This is a genomic window from Dyella sp. 333MFSha, assembly GCF_900102405.1.
In the GTDB taxonomy this organism is placed as follows: domain Bacteria; phylum Pseudomonadota; class Gammaproteobacteria; order Xanthomonadales; family Rhodanobacteraceae; genus Luteibacter; species Luteibacter mycovicinus.
In genome coordinates this window covers 1,343,938-1,364,396 of record NZ_FNBR01000002.1, presented here as the reverse complement: position 1 = coordinate 1,364,396, position 20,459 = coordinate 1,343,938, and the positions used below count along the sequence as shown (strand labels likewise).

18 protein-coding genes are annotated in these 20,459 nt (G+C 66.7%); 10 read left to right on the top strand and 8 right to left on the bottom strand.

Annotated elements, in window-relative coordinates; genetic code table 11:
* Nucleotides 1-14: 14 nt before the first annotated feature.
* The 3 genes from BLT40_RS13265 to coaBC are packed head-to-tail and all read right to left on the bottom strand — an operon-like array spanning nucleotide 15 to nucleotide 4,043.
* Complete coding sequence (locus tag BLT40_RS13265) at nucleotides 15-2,354, bottom strand: phosphomannomutase/phosphoglucomutase (RefSeq protein ID WP_090353774.1); 2,340 nt, start codon at nucleotides 2,352-2,354, stop codon at nucleotides 15-17.
* 25 nt (nucleotides 2,355-2,379) lie between these two features.
* Entirely contained in the window at nucleotides 2,380-2,835 is a 456-nt protein-coding gene (dut, locus tag BLT40_RS13260) for a dUTP diphosphatase (RefSeq protein ID WP_090353771.1), read from the bottom strand.
* A complete protein-coding gene (gene coaBC, locus BLT40_RS13255) occupies nucleotides 2,832-4,043 on the bottom strand; it encodes a bifunctional phosphopantothenoylcysteine decarboxylase/phosphopantothenate--cysteine ligase CoaBC (RefSeq protein WP_090353768.1) in 1,212 nt (403 codons plus the stop codon). Before coaBC ends, dut begins: the two co-directional genes overlap by 4 nt.
* 255 nt (nucleotides 4,044-4,298) lie before the next feature.
* Here coaBC and radC point away from each other — a divergent pair, with 255 nt between their 5' ends.
* From radC to BLT40_RS13240, 3 genes are all read left to right on the top strand, one after another.
* Nucleotides 4,299-4,970, top strand: coding sequence for a RadC family protein (radC, locus tag BLT40_RS13250; protein ID WP_036118650.1), 672 nt, complete (start codon nucleotides 4,299-4,301; stop codon nucleotides 4,968-4,970).
* Between the two features lie 492 nt (nucleotides 4,971-5,462).
* A complete protein-coding gene (argS, locus tag BLT40_RS13245; protein WP_090353766.1) occupies nucleotides 5,463-7,151 on the top strand; it encodes an arginine--tRNA ligase in 1,689 nt (562 codons plus the stop codon).
* Nucleotides 7,152-7,907: an SPOR domain-containing protein gene (locus BLT40_RS13240; RefSeq protein ID WP_043691654.1), complete on the top strand. Its 756-nt coding sequence runs from the start codon at nucleotides 7,152-7,154 to the stop codon at nucleotides 7,905-7,907. It abuts the gene before it with no gap.
* Nucleotides 7,908-7,980: 73 nt separating this feature from the next.
* Here the strand turns inward: BLT40_RS13240 and BLT40_RS13235 are convergent, their stop codons facing one another.
* Nucleotides 7,981-8,841, bottom strand: coding sequence for an NAD(P)-dependent oxidoreductase (locus tag BLT40_RS13235; protein WP_090353762.1), 861 nt, complete (start codon nucleotides 8,839-8,841; stop codon nucleotides 7,981-7,983).
* 61 nt (nucleotides 8,842-8,902) lie between these two features.
* Nucleotides 8,903-10,792, bottom strand: coding sequence for an arginine decarboxylase (gene speA / locus BLT40_RS13230; protein WP_043691650.1), 1,890 nt, complete (start codon nucleotides 10,790-10,792; stop codon nucleotides 8,903-8,905).
* A gap of 328 nt (nucleotides 10,793-11,120) precedes the next feature.
* Here speA and speE point away from each other — a divergent pair, with 328 nt between their 5' ends.
* On the top strand, nucleotides 11,121-11,978 hold the full coding sequence (gene speE, locus BLT40_RS13225) for a polyamine aminopropyltransferase (protein ID WP_036116666.1): 858 nt from the start codon (nucleotides 11,121-11,123) through the stop codon (nucleotides 11,976-11,978).
* Nucleotides 11,979-12,106: 128 nt separating this feature from the next.
* Here speE and BLT40_RS13220 read toward each other — a convergent pair whose 3' ends face one another.
* Complete coding sequence (locus tag BLT40_RS13220) at nucleotides 12,107-13,150, bottom strand: hypothetical protein (RefSeq protein ID WP_176809174.1); 1,044 nt, start codon at nucleotides 13,148-13,150, stop codon at nucleotides 12,107-12,109.
* A 174-nt stretch (nucleotides 13,151-13,324) separates the two neighbouring features.
* Here BLT40_RS13220 and BLT40_RS13215 point away from each other — a divergent pair, with 174 nt between their 5' ends.
* From BLT40_RS13215 to BLT40_RS13195, 5 genes are read left to right on the top strand one after another with little or no spacing between them, the layout of a single operon-like run.
* Nucleotides 13,325-13,522, top strand: a complete 198-nt coding sequence (locus tag BLT40_RS13215; RefSeq protein WP_079521657.1) for an antitermination protein NusB — start codon at nucleotides 13,325-13,327, stop codon at nucleotides 13,520-13,522.
* A gap of 35 nt (nucleotides 13,523-13,557) precedes the next feature.
* On the top strand, nucleotides 13,558-14,190 hold the full coding sequence (locus BLT40_RS13210; protein ID WP_079521656.1) for a ParA family protein: 633 nt from the start codon (nucleotides 13,558-13,560) through the stop codon (nucleotides 14,188-14,190).
* A gap of 59 nt (nucleotides 14,191-14,249) precedes the next feature.
* Nucleotides 14,250-14,717 (top strand): SixA phosphatase family protein, encoded by a 468-nt coding sequence (locus BLT40_RS13205; protein ID WP_079521655.1) that lies wholly within the window; start codon nucleotides 14,250-14,252, stop codon nucleotides 14,715-14,717.
* A gap of 10 nt (nucleotides 14,718-14,727) precedes the next feature.
* Complete coding sequence (locus BLT40_RS13200; protein WP_036116674.1) at nucleotides 14,728-15,282, top strand: YceI family protein; 555 nt, start codon at nucleotides 14,728-14,730, stop codon at nucleotides 15,280-15,282.
* A gap of 45 nt (nucleotides 15,283-15,327) precedes the next feature.
* Nucleotides 15,328-17,268: a phospholipase D family protein gene (locus tag BLT40_RS13195; protein WP_090353966.1), complete on the top strand. Its 1,941-nt coding sequence runs from the start codon at nucleotides 15,328-15,330 to the stop codon at nucleotides 17,266-17,268.
* Nucleotides 17,269-17,271: 3 nt separating this feature from the next.
* On the opposite strand, the gene BLT40_RS13190 is transcribed toward BLT40_RS13195, so the two are convergent.
* Nucleotides 17,272-17,799, bottom strand: a complete 528-nt coding sequence (locus BLT40_RS13190) for an energy transducer TonB (RefSeq protein ID WP_079521653.1) — start codon at nucleotides 17,797-17,799, stop codon at nucleotides 17,272-17,274.
* Nucleotides 17,800-17,817: 18 nt separating this feature from the next.
* Nucleotides 17,818-19,104 (bottom strand): acetyl-CoA C-acetyltransferase, encoded by a 1,287-nt coding sequence (locus BLT40_RS13185; RefSeq protein ID WP_079521652.1) that lies wholly within the window; start codon nucleotides 19,102-19,104, stop codon nucleotides 17,818-17,820.
* A 190-nt stretch (nucleotides 19,105-19,294) separates the two neighbouring features.
* Here BLT40_RS13185 and BLT40_RS13180 point away from each other — a divergent pair, with 190 nt between their 5' ends.
* Nucleotides 19,295-20,419: a hypothetical protein gene (locus BLT40_RS13180; protein ID WP_090353760.1), complete on the top strand. Its 1,125-nt coding sequence runs from the start codon at nucleotides 19,295-19,297 to the stop codon at nucleotides 20,417-20,419.
* Nucleotides 20,420-20,459: the final 40 nt, after the last annotated feature.

Here is a 20,459-nt window from a genome sequence, read left to right as displayed (position 1 = left end):
CGGCGGATCACCGCTCAGAACGGCAGGGGCAGGTTCCGGTCGACCGCCAGCAGGCGCTGGCGGAAGGCCTGCTTGATACGCTCGAGCGACTTCGCGTTGTCGGCATCGAAACGGAAGATCAGGGCCGGCGACGTATTGGATGCACGCACCAGCCCCCAACCATCCGGCCAGTCGACACGGATACCGTCGATCGTCGTGACCCGGGCGTCTTCGAAGCTGGATACGGCGCTGAAGCTTTCCATAAAGCGGAACGCCGCGCCTTCCTCCGCGACCGGCATTTTCAGCTCCGGGGTGGACACGCTCCTGGGCAGCGCATCGAACAATTCCGCCACGCTGCGTTCCTCGAGATCGCCGGCAACGATCTCGAGCAGGCGGGCGGCGGCGTAGATGCCGTCGTCGAAGCCATACCAGCGATTGTTGTCCGCGAAGAAGAAGTGGCCGCTCATCTCACCGGCCAGCGCGGCCCCGGTGTCGCGCATCTTGCTCTTGATCAGCGAATGTCCGGTGCGCCACATCAGCGGAACGCCGGCGGCATCCTGGATGACCTTGCGAAGATGGCCCGTGCACTTGACGTCGTAGATGACGGTCGCACCCGGATTGCGGGACAGCACGTCCTGAGCGAACAGCATCAGCAGCCGGTCGGCGAAGATGATCTCCCCGCTGGCCGTGACCACGCCGAGCCGGTCGCCATCGCCGTCGAACGCGATGCCCAGATCGGCACCGATGGTATGCACCGCCGCGATCAGGTCGCCCAGATTACGCGGGTCGGACGGATCGGGGTGATGGTTCGGGAAACGACCGTCGACCTCGCAGTACAGCGGAATGACTTCGCAGCCGATGTCCTCGAGGACACGGGGCGCGACGACACCGGCTGCGCCATTGCCCGCATCGACCACCACTTTCAGGCGGCGCTCCGCGGAGACGTCACCGACGATGCGGGCCACATACGGCTCGATGATCGACTGCTCACGCCAGGTGCCGACGCCGTCTTCCCGCAGCCGGCCGTCTACGATCCGGCGGTACAGATCGGTGATGGCGGCATCGGCCAGCGTCTCGGCGCCGACCACGATCTTGAAACCGTTGTGGTCCGCCGCGTTATGACTGCCAGTGACGGCCACACCGCAGCCGGTACCCAGATGGTAGGCGGCGAAATACACCAACGGCGTGGGAACCAGGCCGATATCGATCACGTCGATGCCGGCGGCACGCAGGCCGTCCGACAATCCCGCGGTCAGCGCTTCACCCGACAGACGGCCGTCCCGGCCGACCACGATCTCGTGCAGACCGCGTTCGGTCATCAGACCGCCGATGGCCTGACCGATACGGCGTGCCACGTCGGCTGTGAGCGACGTGCCGACCACGCCGCGGATGTCGTAGGCGCGGAAGATCGACGGATCGATCGCCGCCGGAGCGGTTGCCGGCGCACGCACCGTCTCGCGGACCACGTTGCCGCCTGCCTGTGGCGTCGGCGGGAGGCGCGGCCTCCGCGGCACGTCGGCGACGAGGATCTCGGGCTCGGGCTCGGCTTCGACGACCGTCGGCTGACGACGGCTGGACCAGAGCAGGAAGGCACCGCCGCCCAGCCCGATGAGGGTGAGCAACACGGCCAGGAGTTCGGAATGCGGGATGACGATGAAGGCCTCGGGCATCGCCGCCTTTACATACAAGGAGGTACCGGCGATGACGATCTCCTGCCCGTCCACCCCGACGGAACGCGAACCTTTGGCAAGCAGCGTCGTGCCGGTGTCGCCATCGCCTTGCCTCAGGGCCAGGCGACCGCCGCCCGGCGAGGATGCTTCGAAACGCGCCGCCATGTCGTCGAACGGATACTCGAGCCACGCCCAGGCGCGCACCGTACCGCCGACCGAAATCGGTTCGGCGACCGAGAGATTGCGCTCGCTGCCATGCAGGGTCGTCGCCGCGACCGGCGGCTCGGACGAGCCGAGGGCCGCCATCAGCTGCGCCGCCTTGGCATAGCCGAATTCGCGGAAGTTGGCCCGGACCACTTCGTCCAGCCCGGCGCTGTACACCTCGACGACCTTCGCCGCCGGCAACAGGGCATGTAACCGCGCGGCCGCCGCGGCGTGATCGTCGATCGCCGCTTCCACGGATGGGTCGGCCGCCGCGCGAAGGAACTGCTGGCGTTTCGCGCCGTAAAGGCTGGCAAGCTCGCTCACGGTCTGCCGCTGCGCAGCACGCGTACGCTCGGCCGCGGCGCTTTCGTCCGCGATCAGCCAGGCCTGCCACGCACAGAACGCACCCGCCACGATAAGCAGCGTCGCGCCGGCCAGCGGCAGCAAACGTCGCAGATCGGTCCGGGACCCCCGCCCTTCCCCACCCTCTTTCCCAGCCATGGTGCCCCTTGTATCCCTCGGCGAATCAGCCAATACCGGTCGAACCGAACCCGCCTTCGCCCCGCTGCGAAGGTGCGAATCCTTCCACTACGCGCAACCGCGCTCGTCCCACCGGAACTAGCAATAATTGCGCAACCCGGTCACCCGGCGCGATGGTCACATGTGCGTTTCCACGATTCCAGCACGAAATCATCAGCGGCCCCTGGTAGTCGGCATCGATGACGCCCACCAGATTGCCCATGACCAGACCCTGTTTATGCCCCAGGCCCGAGCGCGGCACGATCAGAGCACACCAGGCCGGGTCGCCGATGTGAATGGCCAGACCCGTCGGTACCAGGAGGCTCTCACCGGGGGCCAGCGTCACGGGGGCATCCACCGCCGCCCGCAGATCCATGCCGGCACTGCCGCCGGTGGCCTGCTCAGGCAAGGGAATGGTGTCGCCGAGCCGCGGGTCGAGGATCTTCAGTTCGATGTCGATCAAGAGGTGTGTCCGTGTGCAGCCAGGAAATGATGGGCGACATGCTGGATCAGCTGGCGCGCCAGTTCGGTCTTCGGCATCTCGGGTAGCGCGATGTCGCCATCGGGCCAGTAGAGATGCAGTGCGTTGTCCGCCACCTCGAAGCCCTTGCCCACCCCCACTTCGTTGGCGGCGATCATGTCCAGGCCCTTGCGACGCAGCTTGTCCTGGGCGTAACCGGACACCTCCCGCGTTTCGGCGGCGAAGCCGACGAGGTACGGATGCACCGGTTGCGCGGCGAGCGTCCCGATGATGTCCGGGTTCTCGGCCAGTTCGAGGCGTAACGGCGCACCGTCGGCCTTCTTTAGCTTGTGACCGGCGACATCGGCGGGACGGTAGTCGCCGACCGCGGCGGCGCCGATGTAGATAGCCGCGCCGTCGGATGCGGACAGCACGGCGTCGTGCATCTGACGGGCGCTGCGCACATCCACGCGTCGTACGCCGTGGGGTGTCGGCAGCGATACCGGGCCGGCAACGAGGGTGACGTCCGCGCCGGCATCGCGTGCGGCGGCAGCCACCGCGAAGCCCATGCGGCCCGAGCTGCGGTTGCCGATAAAGCGTACGGGATCGATGTCCTCGTACGTAGGGCCGGCGCTGACCACGACGCGACGGCCGCGCAGCGACTGATCGCCGAACGAGGCGACGAGGATGTCGCGGAGTTCATGCGGCTCGAGCATGCGACCCGAGCCGATGTCGCCACAGGCCTGATCGCCGTCGGCGGGACCGAGGACGCCGACACCTCTGACCCGGAGCGTGCCGACATTCGCCTGTACGGCGAGGTTGGCCCACATCTGCTGGTTCATCGCCGGAGCGACGTAAACAGGCGCGGCGGTGGCGAGCACCACGGTGGTCAGCAGGTCGTCGGCATGGCCGTGCGCGAGCCGCGCGAGGGTGTCGGCACTCGCCGGGGCGATCAGGACGCGCTCCGCCCAGCGAGCCAGTTCGATGTGACCCATCGCGGCCTCGCCCTGCTCGTCCCACAGGCTGACCCGCACCGGCTGCCCCGAAAGCGCCTGGAAGGTGGTCGGTGTGACGAAATGCGTGGCGCCTTCCGTCATCACCACGCGCACCTCGGCCTCGAGGTCGCGCAGGCGGCGGACGAGTTCGCAGATCTTGTAGGCGGCGATACCACCGGTAACGCCAATGAGGATGCGACGCTGGCGAAGACTCATGGCAAAACGGCGCGGTGACGAGGGGTCATCAAGCTTAGCGGACCGGCTCATGCCTCGCACCCATATTGCCCCGCATTTTCAGAATCGTTCTATCGCCATTCGTCCGCGACGATCCTAAGTTGGGGATCTCTCCGGCCGCGGGCTGGTCATCAGGAAGAACGACTCATGAAGCGGGGGCACCTCCATCGTTCGGCCGTGCGCGACAACGCACCGGCATTCAACGCGACGACCGCCGGCGCGCCCGGCGTACGCGGTCTGACCATCCGGGAGTGGCCGGTCGGCGACCGCCCTCGCGAACGCCTGCTGGCTCACGGCGCGAGCGCGCTGTCCGACGCGGAGCTGCTCGCCGTCGTCCTCGGTAACGGTGTCGCCGGACGGGATGCCGTCGCCACCGGCCGGGCACTGCTCGCCCAGGCGGGCAGCCTGGGCCGTCTGCTCTCGGATCCCGACCAGCTGCCCAGACTCAGCGGCGTCGGGCCCGCCAAGCGGGCACGGCTGGTCGCGACCATCGAACTGGCCCGCCGGTCGTTGAAAGAAGAACTCACCGACCTGCCGGCCATCGGTTCCTCGGAAGATAGCGCCGCCTACCTCAAGGCCCGGCTGCGGCACCTTCCTTACGAGGTGTTCGCCTGCCTGTTCCTGGATACCCGGCACCGGGTGCTCGGGTATGAAGAACTGTTCCGCGGCACGCTCGACGGTGCCAGCGTCTATCCGCGCGAGGTCGTCCGGGCCTGCCTGCGCCACCACGCGGGGGCGGTGATCCTCGCCCACAACCACCCGTCCGGCGTAGCCGAACCGAGCCGGGCGGACCGCGAGATCACCCGCGTGCTGGTCGACGCCCTCAAACTCATGGATATCCGGGTTCTCGATCATCTGGTGATCGGGCAGGGCGAGCCGGTGTCCATGGCGGACCGGGGACTTATCTGAGACCGGATTTCAGGCAAAAAAAACGGCGCGAGTGCCGCTCGCGCCGTTGGGGTCACCATTTCGAGGGAGGGGCGTGGTGAGCCCTTTGTGCCGTTGGGCCGGGGAGACACCGGGCACACGATGAATTGTGACGATGGGCGATGACAGCCCCGTGACGCGGCGGCGCATCGCGTGTGACGCGTGCGGTGGAACGCTCCGGGAACGACGCCGCGGCACTTGCAGGATTCGAGTTATGCACATTGCGCCGATTTGCCACTTGGACGTCACAGCTTGTGTCTCGGCGCAAGTCAGTCTCGCAAGTCACTGTTTGAAATAGGCTTTAGTTGTTACGCGACGATGTCAACGAGGCGCGATGTGGCGCGGGGTCGCAGCGCGTCGTTATTGCCCACAGAGTTATCCACAGGCTGTGGAAAACGGGCCGTTGCCTTGGGCGACCGGCCGGCGCGGCCCTTCTGATAGGATTGCCGGTTCCATATCCGCGTCGCCCATCCCGTGAAAGCACAGTTGAAACAACTCGTCCTGCAGGCCATCGGGGCTATGCGGGAGTCCGGCAAACTGCCGTCCGATTTCGTCGCGCCCACGTTCGTGATCGAGCGCACGCGCAGCCGCGAGCACGGCGACTTCGCCACCAACGTGGCCATGATGATGGCCAAGGCCGCCGGCCGTAAGCCACGCGATCTCGCCACGGACCTGGTCGAAGCGCTTCCCGCTTCCTCCCTGGTCGGCAAGGTCGAGATCGCCGGCCCGGGCTTCATCAACTTCTTCCTGGCGCCGGCCGCCTTTCACGCCGAGATCGATCGCGCGCTGGCCGAAGGCGACCGCTACGGGCACAACCGGGACGGCGGTGGCCGTACGGCGGGCGTCGAGTTCGTCTCGGCCAACCCGACCGGCCCGCTGCATGTCGGCCATGGCCGCGCGGCGGCGATCGGCGACAGCCTGAGTCGCCTGCTGGCCGCCAGCGGCTGGAAAGTGTTCCGCGAGTTCTATTACAACGACGCGGGCGTGCAGATCGCAAACCTGGCCCTGTCCACGCAGGCGCGCGCCAGGGGCATCGCCCCGGACGAAGCGGGCTGGCCGGAATCCGGCTACCGCGGCGACTACATTGCCGAAGTGGCCCGCGCCTTTCTGGCGAAGGAATCGGTCGAAGCCGACGGCGAGACCGTTGTCGGTACCGGCGACGCCGACAACCTGGACGATATCCGTCGCTTCGCCGTGGCCTACCTGCGCAACGAGCAGGACCTGGACCTCAAGGCGTTCGGTGTCGGTTTCGACGTGTATTACCTCGAGTCGTCGCTCTACAGCGAGGGCCGGGTCGACGAGACCGTAAAGGAACTCGTGGCCCACGGACATACCTACGAGGAAGGCGGCGCGCTGTGGCTCCGCTCGACGGATTTCGGTGACGACAAGGACCGCGTCATGCGCAAGTCCGATGGTACGTTCACCTATTTTCTCCCGGACGTGGCCTACCACCGTACCAAGTGGCAGCGCGGCTACGAGCGCGCCATCACCGAGCTGGGTTCGGATCATCACGGGTCGCTGGCCCGCGTGAAAGCCGGCCTGCAGGCGCTGGATACCGGCATTCCGAAGAACTGGCCGGAATACGTGCTGCACCAGATGGTGACGGTGATGCGCGGCGGCGAAGAGGTGAAGATCTCCAAGCGCGCCGGTTCCTACGTCACCCTGCGCGACCTCATCGACGAAGCGGGCCGTGACGCCACGCGTTACTTCCTGATCGCCCGCAAGGCGGATTCGCAGCTGGTCTTCGACATCGACCTGGCCCGCTCGCAGAGCAACGACAACCCGGTCTATTACATCCAGTACGCGCATGCACGCGCCAGCCGCGTCTTCCGCGAACTGGCCGACCGCGGCCTGTCCACGGATCGGGGCAACGGTCTCGCGAAGCTCGACCTGCTCGCCACCGAGCACGAGTCGGCGCTGATGGTCGAGCTGTCGCGTTACCCCGAAATGGTCGAGTCGGCAGCCGCCAATCTGGAACCGCACCTGATCGCGCAGTATCTGCGCGAACTCGCGGGCGCGCTCCACAGTTACTATCACGAGCATAAGTGGATCGTGGACGACGCCGATCTGCGTGACGCCCGCCTCGCGCTTGTGGCGGCCACGCAGCAGGTGCTTCGCAACGGTCTGGATCTGCTGGGCATTTCGGCCCCGGAGAGCATGTAAATGGCAACACGCAAGAAGGCGACGAAAGGCCGTCAGGCCGTCCGCAACGGTTCGAGCGGCGGCATGCCCGGCTGGGGCTGGGCACTGATCGGCATCCTCGCCGGCGCCCTGCTCATGGCCTTCGCCATGCGCGGCACGCTGATTCCCATGATGCAGAAGCAGCAGGGCCCGGCGCCAAACCCGGAAGCCACCGCGCAGAAGGGCAGCGACCCGGGCGTCGTCGAGCAGACCGCACCCGAGAAACCGAAGAAGCCGTCGTACGATTTCTACTCGGTGCTCTCGGAGAAGGAAGTCCGCATTCCGGACGCCGAGATCCGCGCCCAGGCCAGTGCCGAAGCCCAGCAGCAGAAACAGCAGCAACTGGCCGCGCAACAGACCCAGCAGGCGCAGGCTCAGCAGGCTGCCGCCGCCCAGCAGCAGGCTCAGGTGCAGCAGGCCGCGGCGAATCTGCCGAAGGCCGCGACGCAGACGGTCACCGCCGCTCCGTCACAGCCCGCCGCCCCCGCTGCCGCGACGGGCAGCCCGGGTTACCTGTTGCAGGTTGGCGCGTTCCCGAGCGCCGCCGATGCGGAGGCATTGAAGGCCAAGCTCGCGTTGCAGGGCTTCGTTGCCAACGTCCAGTCGGTGAAGGTCGGCTCGCAGACCTACAACCGCGTGCGTCTCGGCCCGTTCAAGTCCGCGACCGATCTGGAAGGCACCAAGCAGCGCCTGCAGTCGGCGGGCATCAGCGCGATTGCCCTGAAGGAAGGCGGCTGAGGTCACTCCCCCGCCGCCGCCAAAAAAATCCCGCCGAACGGCGGGATTTTTTTTGAAGCGATGTACCCGCCTGTCAGTCAGCGCGTTTCAGGCGAATGAGTGCCGAAATGTCGTCATCGCCGTAGCCCTGCGACATCAGTTCGGCGAAGTCGGCCAGCGACTGTTCGATGATGGTGCGGTTGGTACCCGCGTCCTTCGCGATACCGCGCACGATGCCGAGGTCCTTGTGCAGCAGCGCCAGCTTGAAGCCCACCGAAAACTCGTTGCGCAGCATCGTCGCGCCACGCTTGTCGAGGAACCAGTTGCCCGCCGCGCCCGCCGCCAGCGTCGGAATGAGGCGATCCGCTTGCAGACCGAGCGCTTCACCCAGCGCGAGCCCTTCCGTCACCGCGTGGGCAATGCCCGCGACCAGCACCTGATTGACCGCCTTGGTTGCCTGGCCGCTGCCGACCGCGCCCATGTGCGTGATACGCGCCCCATAGGCTTCCAGCACCGGACGTGCTCGCTCGAGCACCTCCGCGTCGCCGCCGACCATCACGGACAACGTGCCGTTCTTCGCGCCTTCGACGCCGCCGGACACCGGCGCATCCAGGAACAGCGCACCCACATCGGCGAGCAGGCTGGCGGCCTTCTTCGCCGTGGCGGGAGCGACGGTCGAGTGATCGACGACGATCGCTCCCCTCTTCAATGACGGAGCCAACGCTTCCACCACGCCGATGACGTCCGCATCCGCACTGACGCACAGGGCGATCACGTCACATGACGAGGCAATGCCCGCGAGATCGGGCGCGTCGACACCAAGCTCCTTCGCCAGCGCATCGGCCTTCGCCTGTGAGCGATTACCGACCGCGGCCAGCAGGCCCTTCGCATGAAGATGTCCCGCCATGGGGGCGCCCATCGCGCCGAGTCCGATGAATGCTGCCTTGAGGGTCATCCCGAAAACCTTTGTCGATGTCTGAAAAGAGACGCGGCGCCCTGAGGCGCCGCGGTTGGAATCAACGCCCTGCGGTTTCCGCCAGGTACGTGTAGCCGGTGAGGCCCTTGTCCAGCGAGGCGGACAACATCTCCGCCTCGGCGCCGGTAATGCCTGCCGCGGCCAGCCGGTCGGTGTAGGACTGGCGCAGCTGCCTGAGGTCGTAACCCACGTAGTCGAGCATCAGGTCCGTCGTGTCGCCATGACGCACGTGCGCGAACTCGTAACCGTCGGCCGTCGCGCGGACATTCACCGCGTCGGTGTCGCCGAACAGGTTGTGGATGTCGCCCAGGGTTTCCTGGTACGCGCCGACCATGAAGATACCGAGGCGGTACGACTGGTCGTCACGCAGGGCGTGCAGCGGCAGGCTGACGTCCACGCCTTCGGCATCCACGTAATGATCGATACGGCCGTCCGAGTCGCAGGTGAGGTCGGCGATCACGCCCCGGCGCGTGGGTTCCTCGTCCAGACGTGAGATCGGCACGATCGGGAAGATCTGATCGATCGCCCAGATATCCGGCACCGACTCGAACACGGAGAAGTTCACGAAGTACTTGTCGACCAGCTTCTCGTCCAGGTCGTCCAGCGCCTGACGATGCGCGCGCTCCGCCGGCAGCAGGCGCGGACGCACCGCGTTGGCGATCGCGTAGAACAGGTCGTCGAGCTTCGCGCGGTCGCGCAGGTCGAGCTGACCCAGCGCGTAGAGCGCCTGGCCCTCGGCGAAGTGATGCTGCGCTTCGTGGAACAGCTCCAGCGGCGGGCGGCTGTCGAGCTCGGCGTGCGTCTCGCGAAGGTGACGCAGCACCGTCGGCTCGTCCGCGCGCGGCGCGGGCACCGAACCCTCGGGTACCTCTTCCACCTCGGTGACGTTGACCACCATCACCGCGTGGTGCGCGGTCATCGCGCGACCGGACTCGGTGAAGATGACCGGCGCCTTCATGCCGTGCTCGGCGACGGCCTCGGCCAGCGGCTGCACGATGCTGGCGGCGTACTGGCCCAGGCTGTAGTTGATCGAGTTATAGCTGCGCGAGCGGGTGCCTTCGTAATCCACGCCCAGACCGCCGCCCACGTCGACGACGTCGATGGGCACGCCCAGCCGGTGCAGTTCGACGAAGTAGCGCACGGCTTCGCGCATGCCGGCGGCAATATCGCGCACGTTGGAGATCTGCGAGCCCATGTGGAAGTGCTGCAGCCTCAGCGTGTGCTTGAGGCCCGCGGCGTCGAGGCGTTCGATCAGCTCCAGCACCTGACCGGGGCTGAGACCGAACTTGCCCTTGTCGCCACCGGTGTTCTGCCACTTGCCGGCACCGATCGAGGCCAGGCGCACGCGCACGCCGAGCAGCGGTTCGACATCCAGCGCCTTCGCCTCGGCGAACACGTGGTCGAGCTCGGAGAGCTTCTCGATGACGATGTGGACGCGCAGACCGAGCTTGCGCCCGATCAGGGCGAGACGGACGTACTCGCGGTCCTTATAACCGTTGCAGACCACCATGCTGCCGGGGCGGGCATAGGCGAGCACGGCCATCAGTTCCGGCTTGGAACCGGCCTCGAGGCCGAAACCCTCTTCGCCCGCGGCGACCAGTTCGCTGACGACGCCGCGCTGCTGGTTGACCTTGATCGGATAGATAGCCGTGTAGGAACCGGCGTACTTGGCGTCATCGATCGCCTTGGCGAACGCCTGCTGCAGGCGCGCCAGACGGTCGGCGAGGATATCCGGGAAGCGGACGAGCAACGGCAGGCGCAGGCCCTGGGCCGTGGCCTGATCGACAATGGCCGGCAGGTCGAGGGCCGGGCCCTCGTCGCCGCGCGGGCGCATCTGCAGGTGACCGTTGCCGGCCACATCCACGTAGCCGTTGCTCCAGTGTGGGATCGCGTAAGTCAGCTTCGCGCGTTCGGTGGTCCAGTTCGTCATGGTGGCGACGATCTCCCTCGTGATTGTGTCGTGTCCCCGTGGGGGGCGCGGAACAGTCGCAGCGGCGAACTTTGACCTGAAGCGAGTCTGGCGACCGGGAGCCTCGCACGCCGCGGGGCCGACCAGACAGGGTCTGCGCCGTCCGGGGAGACGGGGCAGACCGCGTATTGTAGCGGCGACGGATGACATCCGTGTATCGCCCCGCCCGGGGCAACATCGCCATCAGGGACGACCTACATTTGTGCCAGGGCAAGGACTTGGCCGATTCCGGACCCGGAGCCGGTACAATCCCGTGTTTGGTCCCTTACCTCTTTTCAGGATCCGAGTCATGTCGCAACAGCAGCTCAGCTGGTTTACCGAAGCCCACCAGGCCTCCGGCTCATCCATCGGTTTCCGTGTCGAGCGCCTGCTGCACGCCGAGAAGACCGAATTCCAGACCATCGAGATCTACCAGACCACCGACTGGGGCAATCTCATGGTGATCGACGGCTGCGTCATGCTGACCAGCCGCGACAACTTCCTGTACCACGAGATGATGACCCATCCGGCGCTGTTCACCCACGCCCGGGCCAAGCGTGTCGTCATCATCGGTGGCGGCGACTGCGGCACCCTGCGCGAAGTGCTCAAGCACGAGGAAGTCGAGAAGGCCACCCAGGTGGAGATCGACGAGCGCGTCACCCGGCTTGCCGAGCAGTACTTCCCGGAACTGTGCGACGCCAACAACGACCCGCGCGCCGAGCTGCTCTTCATCGACGGCATCAAGTACATGGCCGAGGCGGATCCGGAGTCCATCGACCTGATCATCGTCGACTCGACCGACCCGGTGGGTCCGGCCGAAGGCCTGTTCAACGCCGCCTTCTACGCCAGCTGCTACAAGGCCCTGCGCCACGGCGGCATCCTCGTGCAGCAGTCGGAATCCCCGCTGGCCCACATCGAGCTGATCAAGGCCATGCGTTCGGCCATGCGCACCTCGGGCTTCAAGGCCGTGCGTACCCTGCCCTTCCCGCAGCCGTGCTACCCCACCGGCTGGTGGAGCTGCACCATGGCCCGCAAGGACGGCGACCTGTCCGGTTTCCGCGAGCGCGGCGCCATCAGCAAGGGCTTCCCGACGAAGTACTACAACGCTGAAATCCACAAGGGTGCGCTGGCGCAGCCGGAGTTCATGCGGACCGAACTGGGCGACTGACTGAATCTGTAGGAGCGCGCCCTGCGCGCGATGTAAGGAATTCGCGCGCAGGGCGCGCTCCTACAGGCGGTTCAATAAAAAACGGGCGCCCATGGGCGCCCGTTTTTTTTGGCTCAATTCAGGCCGGCCTACTGCTCGACCTTAGCCGGCTCCCATCCCGCCGGGGCTTCCGCCGGCATGCCGTAGGCACGCAGCGAAGCCAGCACCACGCTCATCTCGGTGCCGCCGCTGCGCGCCAGCGACAGCAGCTTCTGCGCCGTCACCTTGTCGCCCTGGGCCTGGACGTTGAGCTGCGCGAAGCGCTGCATCTGCCAGACCAGGTTCATGCGAGCGGTCTTCGCGGACTGCTGCTCGGCGGTGTCGGTGGACAGCGTTTCACGCAGATGCAGGCCCAGCGAACGACCGAGCGGGCTGCTGCCCCACTCCAGAACCTTCGCGAGTTTCAGGCAGTCGCCCACCACGCCGGCATCGCTCTTGTTGTCTTCGCAGTACTTCGCCGTGACCTGGAACCCAGGCATCGGCTGCGCGCTGGCCAGACCGAAAACGATGACCATCTGCACGCCGGCCGCGCCCGCGCCCTGCAGCGGATTGAAGGTGTCCGGCGGTGGCGGCAGCTGGCTGACCGAGTTGGCCAGCGCCTTGAGGCTGGAGCCGAGATAATCGTCGTAAATCCTGGCGTTGGCGGCACGGGCGAGATCGCTGCGCGTATCCTTGCCGGCACCGTTATGGTCGTCGACGCCCAGCTTGAGCAACCAGACGGCCGCGTTGTCCGGCGCCTGCTTCTGCAGCGTGGCCAGGGCGTCCGCGTTCGGGCAGGCGCCCGCCTTGGCGTCACAGTCGGCCAGCGAGGCCCAGGTGACCGCCGGGCCCGCGTCGGCATTGCGCGACGCGCGCTCGAGAAGGGCGTGGTAGCTCAGCACCTCGGGCGGATTGGCCAGCGGGCGCGCCAGCAGCGCGGCGCCCAGCAGCGGCTCGGCTTCGGTGCGCAGCGCCAGGACACTGGCCAGATCTTTCTGGAACTGCAGCAGGGCCTTGGTCTGGTCCTTCTGCGCTACCGGCGCCTTGAGCGGCCCCTTTGCCGGACCCTGGGCACCGGCCCAGGGCGTGGCGGCAAAGGCCGGCATCGAGAGCAGACCCGCAAGGGCCAGGGTCAGCACGCGATATCCGCGCATCAGCCATCTCCGTGAAATAAAGCGACAAGAATACGGTTCGACCATGAACGCAGGCTGCGCCGTTTCGGGGTCATCGGCGGCGGACATTGTTACCATCGACATCCAATGTGGGGATCGCCGACTCGACATCGAGCATGGCAGCGACACAATCCTGCGACAGAACAGGAGTTTACGATGGATCAATTCGCACTTTTTAACGACGCGCGCACCGGCTTCTTCGTAGGCTGGGGCACGCTGTCGCTGATCAACGCAGGGCTGGCCCAGGGCAAGAACCGCGGCGGCCTGCTCTGGTGGTTCCTCTCGCTGTTTCTCGGCCCTGTCGCCACCCTCATTCTCGTGGTCATGCCGAAGGTTCGTACCAAACTGTTCTGATAGGCTAGAACCACTCCTATGGCAGGTGCTCGCGGATGCTTACGACGCTCGTGGCAAGCAGCAAGGGTGGTTGCGGAAAGACGACGCTGGTCACCCAGCTCGCGACCCACTGGGTCCAGTCCGGCAAGCAGACGGCGATCATCGACGCGGATCGCCAGCATTCCAGCCTGCGCTGGGCAGGCCGTCGTCCCGAGAACGTTCCCGCCGTCACCGCCATCGAGGGCAGTCGCAAGGCCTTCGACCGCCTGCCGGGCGACGTTCAGCGGGTGATCGTCGACACACCCGCGGGCGTCGATGAAAAAGACCTCGAGCCCTACCTGGAGAAGGCGGACGTCATCCTCGTGCCGGTACTTCCCTCGCACTTCGATCTCGACGCCACGCTCGATTTTCTTACCGTGCTGCGCGGCATCCCGCGCGTGAAGCGCGGAAAGCTGCCGGTCGGCCTGGTCGGCAACCGGCTCAAGCCGTGGACCAACGCCAGCCAGGCCGCCATTGCCGAACTCGGCGAGCGCGCGCCCTTTCCCGTCGTCGCGGAACTTCGCGACTCACAAGCGTACGTCTTGCTCACGGCGCTCGGTAAGGGCATCTTCGATTACCACTCGGAAAACGTACGCGGACACCAGGACGACTGGGGAAAACTGCTTCGCTGGATCAAACGAAGCACCTGAGCCGACGTGGGACGCGTCATGACCCGCCACGATACGTGGCCTAGCGGAGGACGGTACCCATGCACGAACTCATCCTGTTGCGCCATGCCGAGGCAGAGCCCGGCCATGACGGCAAAGACGACCGCGAGCGAAAACTCACCGAACACGGCCGCAACGAAGCCCGCGCCGCCGGCGAATGGCTGTCCAGCCATGGCGTGAAATACGACCGCATCCTGTGTTCCCCCGCGGAGCGCACCAAAGAGACCGCCGCGCTGGCCCTCGGCCAGGTCGAGCCCACTTACGTACAGGAAATCTACGACGCCACGCCCGGCGATCTGTTCGACGTGCTCGACACGCAGTCGGACGCGGAACGCGTGGTGCTGGTAGGACACAACCCCGGTATTGAACAACTGGTCGCGTTCCTTGTCGAAGGACGGTCCGAGGACTACCGCGGCATGCCACCAGGTGGCATGGCTCGACTCGTCTTCACCGGCAAGCTGGAGCCGGGCAAGGCCAAACTCGAGACATTCTGGTCACCTCCCAACTGAGTCCCCGTTGATGCGTCACCTGCTGTGGGCGATCGCCTTGCTTCTGTCGGCGGCTTCGGCTTCGGCCGCCGACCTGCGGATCGACCCGACCCGTTCGCGGGCCGAGTTCGCCGTTCGCCTGCTGTGGGTGAGTACCGTCTCCGGTAGCTTCGAGGGCATCCGGGGCGACCTGTCCATCGACCGCGAAGCGCGCACGGCCGTCGTGCGCGCCGTGCTCGACACCGAAAGCATCCGCATGGAATCGGCCCGCCTGCGCCGCTGGGTGCTGGCGCCGGAATTCTTCGACTCGGTGCACTACCCGCAGATCCTGTTCACGTCCGACCCGCTGCCCCTGGAACTCATCAGCCGCGGCGGCGAGATCAAAGGCAAGCTGACCATGCGCGGGGTCACCCGGGACGAAACCTTCCACCTGCAGGCCACCCGCTGCCCGGCCGACGCGCTGGCCGGTTGCGTGCTTCAGCTGCAGGGCACGATCGACCGTACCGATTTCGAGATGCGGGGCCGCCGTGGGGCCCTTTCGGACCGCGTGAACCTCGGCATGGCCATCGTCCTCGACCATCCCTGACGAAAACTCACGTGACGTTGGCGTGGGTCGCCTATGATCCCCGCCATGCGCCACCTCCGATTGTTCTTACTCCTTGCCGCCATCCTGGCTGCCACCGGCTGTTCGCTGTCCACACAGCGCATCCGGAAGGCCGATGCCGTGGTCACGCTGACCGTGGACCGGCAGAGCAATTGCGCGCGGGCGGACCACTGCGCCCAGCCCTCGGCGCTGCTCGACGCCGCCGTCGAAGCCGACGCCGCCTCGACCGACGCGCGCCCCGTGCACGTGGCCACGCTGCTGGAAGACGGCGAAACCGCCATGGCGGCGCGGATCAATCTGATTCGCGCCGCGAAGCGGACGATCGACGTGCAGACGTATATCTGGGAGCAGGACGACGCGGGCAAGCTGGTCCTCGACGAGCTGGTCCAGGCCGCGCGCCGCGGTGTGCGCGTGCGGATCCTCGCCGACCAGCTGTTCTCTTTTCGCGATGCCGGCCTGCTGGCGGGGCTGGCGCGCGCCAGCGATCACATGGAGATCCGCCTCTACAATCCGACCTTCCACAGCGCGCGTACGCCGCCGCTGGAGTTCGCGGCGGGCATCATCTGCTGCTTCTTCAAGTTCAACCAGCGGATGCACAACAAGCTGATCGTGGTGGACGACCTGATCGGCATCACGGGCGGCCGCAATTACGAAGACCGCTACTTCGACTGGGACGGCACCTTCGACTACGTCGACCGCGACGTGATGATCGGCGGCCCGGCCGCGAAGGCCATGGGCGCCAGCTTCGAGCAGTTCTGGAACCACAAGCGCGCCGTGCGCCTGACCCACCTGCGCGACGTGAACAGGGAGCTGGTTCGCGACACCGACGACCCACGCCACTGGACGACGCCTCAGTACGAAAACCCCGAACGTGTCGCCACCATGGTGGCGGACGCCGAGAATCCGGGCTGGATCGCCGACAGGATCCAGCGCGACACCCTGCGTTTGAACCGGGTGGAATATCTGTCGGACCTGCCAGGCAAGACCGACGAGCCCAAACGTCGTGAAGCCCGCGCGCTCACCCGGCACATCATGGGCCTGGTGCGTAACGCGAGAAGCGAAGTGATCCTGCAGACGCCCTATCTGGTGATGAGCAAGCCGGCGAAGAAGATCTTCAGCGGGCTGCATCGGAAGCCGGTCCCGCCGCGCGTCGTCGTGTCGACCAACTCGCTGGCCTCGACGGACGCCTTCGCGGTGTATGCGATGTCCTATAAGCACCGCAAACGCTACCTCACCGACTACGGCTTCGAGATCTACGAGATGAAGCCGCGCCCGGCAAACGGGGATCCCGACGCCCTCGAAGGCCAGAGCAATGACGTGGTCACGCCGCCGCTGCTCACCGGCTCGGGGAGCGGCAGCGGCGCCAGCAAGACCGGACGTCGTGCCGGCAACCGGCTGGTGCCGGCGGGCCCACCGTCGGAATCCACCGGATTCATGGCCCTTGGCGGCCGCCGCGTACGTCAGGGACCGCGCACTCGTCCGGCACCCCTGCTCACGCAGGGCGTGCGCTTCGGCCTGCATGCCAAGTCGATCGTGGTGGACGACACGTTCGCCATGGTCGGCACGCACAACTTCGATCCACGCTCCGACCACTACAACACCGAGTCCGGCGTCATCGTGTACGACAAGCGCTTTTCGGATCGCCTGCGTGACTCGATCATGCAGGACACCCGCCCGGAAAACGCCTGGGTCATCGGGCCGAGGGAGAAGAAAATCCCCGTGCTGTCGTCGGTCAACGAGTTCATCGGCGACGTCTCGGAACGGCTGCCGTTCTTCGACCTGTGGCCGTTCCGCTATGCCACGAGCTATGAGCTCAAGCCCGGCTGCATTCCGATGCGCTGGACCGACCCGAAGTTCTTCGAATGCTACGAGCCGGTCGGCGACTTCCCGGAAGTGGACGTGTCGCTCAAGCTGATCTACACGCGCATGATCACCGCCTTCGGCTCATCCGCCTCGGGCATTCTCTGACGCTCAGTAAGGGCGGGTGAGCTCGAAGCGGACCGGGAGGTCGGCGGTGTAGCGCGGGGCACGATTCTCCGCACTGGCGAAGCGCCAGTTGCGCACGGCTTCTTCGGCCGCATGGTCCAGATCCATGTCGCCGCTGGAACGCCCCACGGAGACCTCGGCGACATCGCCCTCGGGCGTGACGGTCACACTGAGGATGACCTGGCCTTCGCGATTGGCGCGCAGCGCTGACATCGGATAACGCGGCGACGGCGTATAGACCGGCACCAGCGCTTCGGGCACATGGCGTGGCGTGGCGGCGACGCGTGGCGGCATCGGCGCCGGGCGGCTCACCGCCGCGACGGATTCTGGCCGCGCGCGGGGCCTGGCGACCGGCCTGGACGACAGGTGCATGGCTTCGGGCATCACCACTTCGGCGAACGGTCGTGTGGCGGGCGCGCGCTCGTATGTGAGCGCGGTGAGCCAGCTCGTACCGGCGATGCCGAGCACGAGCCCAAGGGCACTGAGGGAAGTACTGGTGCGAAGTGCGAACATGCGGACTCTGGAGCAGGATCAGGGGCGTTCGAGGATCGCCGTCACACCCATGCCGCCCGCGGTGCAGATCGAGATCAGGCCACGGCCCGAGCCCTTCTGCTCCAGCATTTTCGCCAGCGTGGCGACGATGCGCGCACCCGTGGCCGCGAACGGGTGACCGGACGCGAGACTGGAACCGTTGACGTTGAGTTTTGCGGGGTCGATCGATCCCAGCGGACCATCGAGGCCCAGCCGGTTACGGCAATAGTCGTCGTTTTCCCATGCACGCAATGTGCACAACACCTGGGCGGCGAACGCCTCGTGGATTTCGTAGAAGTCGAAATCCTGCAAGGTCAGGCCCGCACGCCTGAGCATGCGCGGCACGGCCACCGTCGGCGCCATCAGCAGGCCTTCGCCGTGGACGAAATCCACGGCCGAGACCTCGGAGTGAGTGAAATACGCCTGGATGCTGAGGCCACGCGACGCGGCCCACTCGTCGCTGGCCAGCAGCACGGCGGCGGCGCCGTCGGACAGGCCGGTGGAGTTGCCGGCGGTCAACGTGCCCTGACCCGACGTCCGGTCGAAGGCGGGCTTCAGCGAGCCGAGCTTTTCCAGCGTGGAGTCCGGACGCAGAAAGCCGTCGCGCTTCAGACCACGGAAGGGCACGACCAGATCGTCGAGCAGGCCGGCGTCGTAAGCGGCGCCCAGCTTCTGGTGGCTGGCCAGGGCCAGCTGATCCTGCTCGAGGCGGCCGACCTTCCATTCCTTCGCCATCAGCTCGCAGTGGTCGCCCATGGACTTGCCGGTGCGCGGCTCGGCCACGCCGGGGAAAGACGGCTTGAGCTCCCTGAGCTTGAAGCCGCGCGTGGCGACCTGCAGCTTTTCTTTCAGGGTCCTGGCGCGGTTGAGCGCCAGCAGGCGCTTGCGCAGCTTCTGCCCGTAGACGATGGGCACGTCGCTCGTGGTGTCCGAGCCCCCGGCGATGCCCGCTTCGATCTGGCCCGTGGCGATCTTGTTGGCGATCAGGATGGCGTTGTCCAGCGAGGTACCGCAGGCGCGGGCCGAGGTGATACCCGGGGTGGTCGGCGCCAGGCCGGACGAGAGCAGCGCTTCACGCGCCAGGTTCCAGTCCGAGGAGTGCCGGATGACCGCACCCATCGCGACTTCACCCAGCTCCACGCCGTGCAGGCCGAACTTCTCGACGAGCGCGCCGAGCACCTTCACCGACATCCCGAAATTGCCGACATCCGCATAGGCGGTGTTATTACGACAGAACGGAATTCGGACGCCGCCGACCACACCCACACGCTTTTGCGTCTTTTCCATGCTTTTGAGGGACTGTCCAGATCGAAGTGGGAGCCCGACCGGCGGGCCGGATCGAAGGCGAAGGGATCGCGGACGCCGACGATCGCCGACGAACGCGTATCGGCAAGGCTAACCCGCATCCCGTCCCGGCGAAAGCCCGCCGGGTCGCAATGATAGAATCGCGTTCCTTTGCCGTTCGGAAAACGCCGCCGTGAACGAGTCGCTGATCGCCTGCCCCGCTGTCCTGGCCCTCGAACTGGCCGGGGGCGAGATGCCCGATCGCCTCGAGCTAACGCGCGACGAAGCGCAGACCCTCGCCGCACTGGTGGCCGACGACCTGCGCGCCCTGCTGCCCGGCGTCGAGTCCTCGCGCTTCGCGCTGGCCGGCGCCCTGTTCGACGGCGTCGAGCTGCTTCGCCCCGGCTTCCCGGTGCTGGCAACGCTGGAAGAACTGGCCCGTCGGGTGCCGCGCGTCGTCACCGCCGGGGGCGTGGTCGCCTTCGGCACGCACGAAGGCCATATGCCGGCCCAGCCGCTGGTGCCGGACCCGCACTTCGCCGGCGGTCCGATGCGACTGATTCCGTGGATGCTGCTGGTGCCCGCCGACCAGGTGGAAGACCTGTCCCAGGCCATGGAGCGCGAACTGGCCGCCAAGGGCGAGGCCGGTACCGCGACGTCGGATTTCCTGATGCGCACGCTGGGCATGCGCCTCGAGCACGCCCGCTACCTCACCCGCGACGACCTGCTGGCGCTGACCTGCGTGCAGTACGAGCACGTCAATCTGGCGCCGCTCTGGACGATGCTCGAAGCCGCGCTGCTCACGCCTTACAAGGACGAGACGGCCCTCGGCTCCCGCGGGCTGCCGCTGCGCTACGCCGAAGGACGCGTCGAGATCCCGGGTCTGGCCGCTTGGTTCGCGCGCGACGCGAACAAGGGTAGCAACGCCGCTCACGAGCTGGCTGGCACGCTGTTCGAACTGCGCCAGTACGCCGCGCTGCTCGCCGCCCATCACGTGCACCTGGTGATGCAGGACATGCCGGCGACCGAGGGTTTCCTGATCGAAACGATGGCCGACCCGGACCCGTCCGCAGCCGCGCCGCGTATCTATGCGCACGAAGCGGCCGGTCTCGGCATGGCGGCGATCACGATCGCCCAGCCGGTTCCCGGCAAGGCCCGCGTTCTGGCGAACGGCTTCCCGCTGGCGCCGGACGCGCTCACTCCGCTGCTGGAGGCGCTGGCCGAGCGGTACGGTACCGACAGCGAAGTGCACACGCTGGGCCGGATCATGCTGGACGCCGACGGCGCACTTACGGCACCGGCTCCGGCGCTGCATTGAAGGCGGCGGCAAGGCTTCACATTTAAGCCGAGTCCGAATA